The sequence below is a fragment of the Sulfuricurvum sp. genome (genome assembly GCF_028681615.1).
GTDB lineage: Bacteria > Campylobacterota > Campylobacteria > Campylobacterales > Sulfurimonadaceae > Sulfuricurvum.
Window position 1 is genome coordinate 1 of sequence record NZ_JAQUHV010000030.1, and the last position, 6685, is coordinate 6685.

At 47.8% G+C, this 6685-nt stretch carries 7 protein-coding genes and 1 pseudogene; 6 read left to right on the forward strand and 2 right to left on the reverse strand.

Translation table 11 applies throughout. The features are described from left to right. Positions 1-187: pseudogene (locus tag PHE37_RS13680) on the forward strand (hypothetical protein); the annotation flags it as partial. Between the two features lie 28 nt (positions 188-215). Here the strand turns inward: PHE37_RS13680 and PHE37_RS13685 are convergent. After that, positions 216-782, reverse strand: a complete 567-nt coding sequence (locus tag PHE37_RS13685; RefSeq protein ID WP_299997257.1) for a bifunctional precorrin-2 dehydrogenase/sirohydrochlorin ferrochelatase — start codon at positions 780-782, stop codon at positions 216-218. A 129-nt stretch (positions 783-911) separates the two neighbouring features. Here PHE37_RS13685 and cobA point away from each other — a divergent pair, with 129 nt between their 5' ends. From cobA to PHE37_RS13705, 4 genes are read left to right on the forward strand one after another with little or no spacing between them, the layout of a single operon-like run. Next, positions 912-1688, forward strand: a complete 777-nt coding sequence (gene cobA, locus PHE37_RS13690) for a uroporphyrinogen-III C-methyltransferase (protein ID WP_299997260.1) — start codon at positions 912-914, stop codon at positions 1686-1688. Beyond that, the gene (locus PHE37_RS13695; RefSeq protein ID WP_299997263.1) at positions 1666-3576 is read left to right on the forward strand and encodes a ferredoxin--nitrite reductase; all 1911 of its coding nucleotides are present in this window, start codon (positions 1666-1668) and stop codon (positions 3574-3576) included. The genes cobA and PHE37_RS13695 overlap by 23 nt, the downstream gene beginning before the upstream one ends. After that, the gene (locus PHE37_RS13700) at positions 3563-5599 is read left to right on the forward strand and encodes a molybdopterin-dependent oxidoreductase (protein WP_299997265.1); all 2037 of its coding nucleotides are present in this window, start codon (positions 3563-3565) and stop codon (positions 5597-5599) included. The genes PHE37_RS13695 and PHE37_RS13700 overlap by 14 nt, the downstream gene beginning before the upstream one ends. 24 nt (positions 5600-5623) lie before the next feature. Then, a complete protein-coding gene (locus PHE37_RS13705; RefSeq protein ID WP_299997268.1) occupies positions 5624-5926 on the forward strand; it encodes a hypothetical protein in 303 nt (100 codons plus the stop codon). Between the two features lie 15 nt (positions 5927-5941). Here the strand turns inward: PHE37_RS13705 and PHE37_RS13710 are convergent, their stop codons facing one another. Beyond that, the gene (locus PHE37_RS13710) at positions 5942-6289 is read right to left on the reverse strand and encodes a hypothetical protein (RefSeq protein WP_299997271.1); all 348 of its coding nucleotides are present in this window, start codon (positions 6287-6289) and stop codon (positions 5942-5944) included. A gap of 145 nt (positions 6290-6434) precedes the next feature. On the opposite strand from PHE37_RS13710, the gene PHE37_RS13715 reads away from it, so the two are divergent. Beyond that, positions 6435-6685 (forward strand): ATP-binding cassette domain-containing protein (locus PHE37_RS13715; RefSeq protein ID WP_300008817.1); only part of this gene is annotated, 251 nt, incomplete at its 3' end.

Below are 6685 nucleotides of genomic sequence, written 5' to 3' on the forward strand. Positions count from 1 at the left end.
AACTGATGTAACCATGGGCGGAAAAAACGATCTCGGAAGCGAATGGGATATGCTCTACACCAATGCCGTTCCGGGAGTCAAAGGGCTTAATGGACTTGCCAAAGCCGCTTTTTACAAAGGCGGTGATATTACAGGATATACCGCTGACGTCAGCAAAATCTGGTTGCAGCTCGATTATAAATTCTAGTCTTTCACCCCTCGCGGGTGAATTAGTTTCAACTCTTCACCCGAGAAAAAAATTCCCGGCACATTCCAATGATTTTTTCCTGTCGGCTTTTGCCGACCGGTTCGTTTTGACGGATACGATGCACTTTATCGATCAGTTCGTGAATCCCTTCCGGAATCACCGATGTCAAATACTTTCGCAGAGCCGAACTCACCGCCGGTGCACGTCCTGCTGTGTTGATTCCCACACATAAATCTCCCTCCACGATCAATGCCGGAAAAATGAAACTGCACAATGCAGGAGAGTCAACGCAATTGACGGGTGTTTTAGCCGCCATACACGTTTCATAAATCTTTTCCTGCTCATCGATATCATCGAGTGCCCCGATCACCAAAAAACGCCCTTCTATATCGTTCAGTTCGTATGTTCGCTCTATTATTTCAATCGGATAGCTGTTTGAAAGTGCCCGAATCTCGTCATGAACCACAGGGGCAATGAGCATTAATCGAGGAGAAAACTTTACCAATTGCTCGATTTTTCGTAACGCAACTTCCCCTCCCCCTATCATCAAACAATCTTGATCTTTTAAATCAACGAACATCGGAAACAGTGCCATTTTTTGATCCTTTAAATTGAGACAACGCATTGATTAAAAAATAATCATAAATTTGTTTTACTTATCGATATTTTACACTATTATTTTTACAGATAAAAAAGTCTGAATATAGACTTGAAGGAAAATACAATGAACGGAAAACTTTATTTGATCGGATGCGGTCCGGGTGATGCTGATTTACTGACCCTCAAAGCTCTTAAAACGATTAACATGCTCGATATTGCATTGATTGACCATCTTCTCACCCAGGAGATCATCGATCTGATTCCGTCTCAGACCAAAGTCGTCTTTGTAGGGAAAGAGAAAGGGAAACATAGTTTTCCGCAAGAAACGATCAATACTATGATTGCCGAATACGCTCACCAGGGATACACCGTCGGCCGGCTCAAATGCGGTGATCCCTATATCTTCGGACGCGGAACCGAAGAGGCGATTTACGCCATGTCCAACGGTATCGAAACGGAAGTAATTCCGGGAATCTCATCGGCACTCTCCGGCCCGCTTTCGGTAGGAATCGCTCCGACGGCTCGCGGTGTCAGCACAGGTGTCTCGGTCGTGTCGGCGCACTTGTCGGGAGACCGTGTGAACCTCTCATGGATTCCGATGCTCGGAGTGAGCGACCATACTACTGTGGTCTTGATGGGTCTCAGCCGTATACGTCAAATCGTCAAAGAAGCAGTGGATCAGGGAATCGATCCCCATCTCCCCGTCGCGATCATCTCCAACGCCACCACGTCGATCCAAAGTTCCATCATAACGACCCTCAGTGAGCTTGTTACAACGGCAAAAGGAGCACCGAAACCGGCAATTCTCGTCTTCGGTGAAGTGGTCAATCTCTCTCAGGTACTTCCGAAATACCGCTATGAACCGAAGGAGGTTTCCTATGACATCGCTAATGCAGGCTAATGAAGCACGCAGTGCCAAACGCCACAAAACCGAATCGTTAAAAGATACTTTTAACGCTGCCCAAGCATGGGAACGTGTGTTAGGGTATTCAAAAAACGGCTATGCGTCGATCAATGATGACGACAAAGATTTTATCCTCAAAAGTTTCGGGCTTTTCGACCGTCCTGCCACCCCTGAGCGCTTTATGCTACGCGTTCGGATTGCCGGAGGGGCGTTGAGTGTCGAGCAGGCTATGGCAGTCGCCCATGTCGCCAAAACATTCGGTCAGGACTATATCGATCTCACGACCCGTCAGCAGATCGAACTGCGATACCTGCGTATTGAAGATATCCCCGAACTCTACAAACAGCTCGAAGATGTCGGCCTCACCGGCTATCAAACCGGTGTCGATAATTTCCGCAACATTCTCATCGACCCGCTTGATGGCTTGGCTATGGACAACATTATCTCCTGCCGTAGTATTTTGGAAGGGATTCAATCGATCTTTTTGAAAAATCCCGACTGGATCACCACCCTTCCCCGAAAATTCAACATCGGGATCAACGGCTCGCTTTCCAACCGATGCAATATCTTCGGTCAGGACTTTGCCCTTTCTCTCGCGCAAAAAGACGGGATTTACGGATTTAACCTCTATCTTGGCGGCCGTGTCGGATCGTTGGCTCACAACGCCGATATGTTTGTTTTGCCCGATGAAGCAGTCAAGGTTTTCGAAGCGGTGGCAACCCTATTTAAAACCTACGGTTTCCGCGACAACCGCAACAAAAACCGCCTCAAATTTCTGATCGAAGCGGTCGGAATGGATGAGTTCAGAAAAGCGATCGAAGAGCAGCTCGGACACACGATGCCAACAGCGGGAGAGTCTCTATCGGCATTGGAGGGGGGCGATCATTACGGGAAAATAGCTCTCAAAGATGGATCATTCGCCCTCTATTCGGCAGTACCGTCCGGTGTATTCAGCGGTACCGACCTTCGGCACGCAGCTGAAATCGCCCAAACTCAAAACGGCTCAATCCGTCTTACCATTGAGCAAAACCTGATTATCACCGGAATTCGTGATGAAGAGAGCGCCCTTCAATCACCGCTCTTTGTCAAATACCCGAACCGTCCCTCTCCGTATATGGCAAACCTCATCGCCTGTGCCGGAAGCGAACATTGTCCGTTCGGTGTTATACCCGGTAAACCCGATGCCATTACCATGAGCGAATATCTTTCCCATACCGTTCCGATGGAAGATGCCAAGATACGCCTCTACTGGTCGGCCTGTGTCAAAGGATGCGGTGTTCACGGAGCAGGAGATTTGGGATTCGTCGGATGCAAAGTCGCTAAAGGCGGTAAAACGGTGCTGGGAGTCGATATCTTTATCGGCGGAACCCTCAGCGGTGAAGGAGGAGAGGGACATCTTCTGCTCAAAGGGGTCGTCTTGGATGAGGCAAAAGAGTACGTTGCCGAATTCATGCGCGAGTATCGTGATTTAAAAATGCAAAAAGAGAGTCTGGAATATTTCATCCGCCGTTTGCAAAGCCGATACAGCAACTATGCTATCGGATTTCTAATGCGATGGAATCGTCATATGGAGCAAAATTCTCTCGAAGCGCAGCTGCATTTTAATCTTAAAACACACGGCGGAAATCATAAAGAGAGCGATGAAATCTACGGTTTCGGTTTGGCACTGGTTCATTCGATTACGAAAATAAAAGCCTATGACGTTGAAGATCCGTTTGTTGAAGGGAAAAAACCGTATCACTTCGATACCAAATCCATGGATATACTCTATCGTCCCTACAAAGAGATTATTGAAAAAATGGTCCATCCCAACCCGATGCTCCGGTATCAAGTTTTTACAGAGATCGTAAACGATATCGAGAAAACACTCCATGAAAGCGAATAACACCACCTCAACCGGTTGCCCGTTTTGTGGAACGGGATGCGCACTATCGATAGAGTGCGGCGAAAACGGATTCAAAGTCAAAGGGGATAAAACCAACCCCTCTACCCAAGGGGATTTGTGCTTCAAACCGATTCAGATGGCAAAAGCACTCGATGCCCATCGCTTGAGCGCCCCGCTCTATCGTGCGGATAAATCAAAACCGTTCCAGGAAATATCGTGGGATGAAGCGATCGCTCTTCTTGCACACAACATCTCTTCTCTCCCAAAAGATGCCCTCTACTTTTACCTCTCAGGACAACTGCTAACCGAAGAGAGCTATCTCTTTACCAAACTCATAAAAGGGTATCTGGGAACCAACAACGTCGATGCGAATTCCCGCCTTTGCATGGCAACCGCCGTCGTCGCCCATAAAATGGCATTCGGCAGTGACGGCCCAGTAGGAAATTACGCCGATATCGACGATGCCGATGCCATTATCATCAGCGGCTCCAACCCCGCATGGGCACATCCGGTCATCTTCCGTCGGATTCTGGCACGTAAAAAAGCCCATCCGGAGACAAAAATCATTGTCATCGATCCGATCTATACCGAGACAGCCGAAAAAAGCGATCTGTGGATGGGACTCTCCGGCGGAAGCGATACGACGCTTTATAACGCCCTCTTAGCCGAGCTCTATCGACGCGGTGCCTGCGATACCGCCTTTATCGATCGTGCAACCGAAGGATTCGAGCAAACCCTTAATGCCGCTATAGAAATCCCTTTTGCGGAATCCGTCGCTTCCTGCGGACTCCCTTTAAACGATGTTGAAACGCTTGTTGAACTCTTTGCATCCGATAAAAAAATACTCGGGTTATGGTGTCAAGGGCTCAATCAAGCACAAGACGGCGTCATGCGCAATCTCGGGTTTATCAACCTTTTTTTAGCCACAGGACGTTTAAATGTCCAAAAAGGGCTCCCTCTTTCACTTACGGGCCAACCCAATGCGATGGGGGGACGGGAAGTCGGGTATCTCTCGAACGCCCTTCCGGGATACCGCGATGTCCGCAACAGCGATGACAGAGCAACATGCGAAGTGTATTGGAACCTTCCTCCGGATACGATTTCCCCTACTCCCGGTATCACCGTTACCGATGCGATCGATGCCATGTCAGCCAATCAAATCCGATTTTTGTGGGTCGCCTGTACCAATCCGCTTCTCACCCTTCCCGACGTGAAAAAAACAGAGAAGGCATTCAGTAATCCTGAGCTTTTTTTGGTCGTCCAGGACTGTGTCCTCAGTGAAACGGCATTGCTTGCCAATCTCGTCCTGCCGACACTTTCATGGGGAGAAAAAGAGGGGAGTATGACCAACTCGGAGCGTTTTATCAAGCGTGTGCGCCCTTTTAAATCCGGACCTGCCGGTGCCAAAAGCGACAGCGAAATAATTTGCGGCTTAGCACAAAAACTGGGATTTCTTGGCTTCGACTACACCGGGGCAGAAGCGATCTATAACGAATATAAAGCCCTTACAAAAAATCGTTTTTGCGATCAAAGCAGCCAAGAATACGATTCTCTCTCCTATCAATGGGGAGGCGAACGCCTCTATGCGAATGAACATTTCGCCACACCGACGTTCAAGGCGCAATTTCATCCGATTATCTCATCTGCCTCGCATCCGGATAAAAATCAATTTGTATTGATTACCGGCCGAACCAAAAAACAGTGGCATACGATGACCCGTACCGGACACGTTGCGGAGCTTATGAAAGAAGAAGAGCACCCCTATCTTGTGATGAACTCGAATGAAGCGGAAGAGAGAGGTATATACGAAGGAGACAGTGTTGTTATTACAAACCAATTAGGTTCTCTGGAACTTCCCGTCCGTTTCGGAAAACTGGCACCGAATCATCTGTTTGCCCCGTTCGGTTATCCCGAAACTCCAATAAACACTTTGGTTCCCGTCACAAACGACCCTTTTTCATTCCAAAGCGCCTTAAAATCAGCACATGTGAGGGTAACTCGAAAGCCGATTAACTGTCATTAAACCGCCATCCGCTATAATTTGCGTATGAATAATGAACACTTAACCTTCCATATCGATCCGACTCCTACCCTGCCGACACGTCAGTGCCGATTTTTTGCACGGATGTTAGGATATGCACTGAGTTATGGAAACTATATTATTGCGGGGATTGTATGGTGGCAAAGCGATTGGTTTATCGCTCTTGGTACTTTGCTGTTAGGTTTTATCGTCTTTGGGATTATCCGAAGCAAACTGCGCAACGATTCCATCCCGCCTGCTCAGAGGGAAACACCCTATAATGATTACGCGATCGCAACATGGTACCTCTCACGTAATCACTGTTTTTAAAGGTTTTTTGCTCGATCAATCGTGCTTATGATGTTTATACTGCCCTTTATGTTTTCCGTTATCGTGGTGTTCGCGGTATTCTTCCCGATTTCCGCCTTCTACATAGACCACGTTTTCTCTACTACTAACCTGTGTTGAAGAACGGGGTTGATCTTTACTTCCGACCGCTGCTCCGACTGCCCCGCCGACTCCGCCGCCGATGATTGCACCGTTTTTTCCACCGGTAGCGGAACCGACTGCTGCACCGACTCCCGCACCGACCATACTGCCCACTACCGCTCCGCCGTCAATTTGACCTGCATTGACATTGACAGCTGCCGCCAAAAGCATAGATAGGGTTAACGTTAATTTTGTATTTATCATAGTTGTACTCCTCGATTGATTACGGGTATTTTACCACTTTAACAGTCATAGAAGAGTCATCTTTTGATATTACTATCAGATACCCCCTCTAAGTTCCCATCCGCTATAATTCGCTCACGTATCCTCACATAGGAATTAAACCAATATGGCATTAGTCGATCTCCTCGGTGTCAGCAAACACTATGAAGCCCAAAAAATTTTAGAAAATATCAATTTCCATATCGACGAAGGGGAACGGATCGTTATCGTCGGCAAAAACGGCAGCGGCAAATCAACACTGATGAAGATCGTCCACGGATCACTCGATACGGATGCGGGTGAGCGGATCAACCGTCAGGGAATAGAGATCAAAATGCTCTCTCAAGTACCGAAATTCGATCCGTCCCACACAGTACG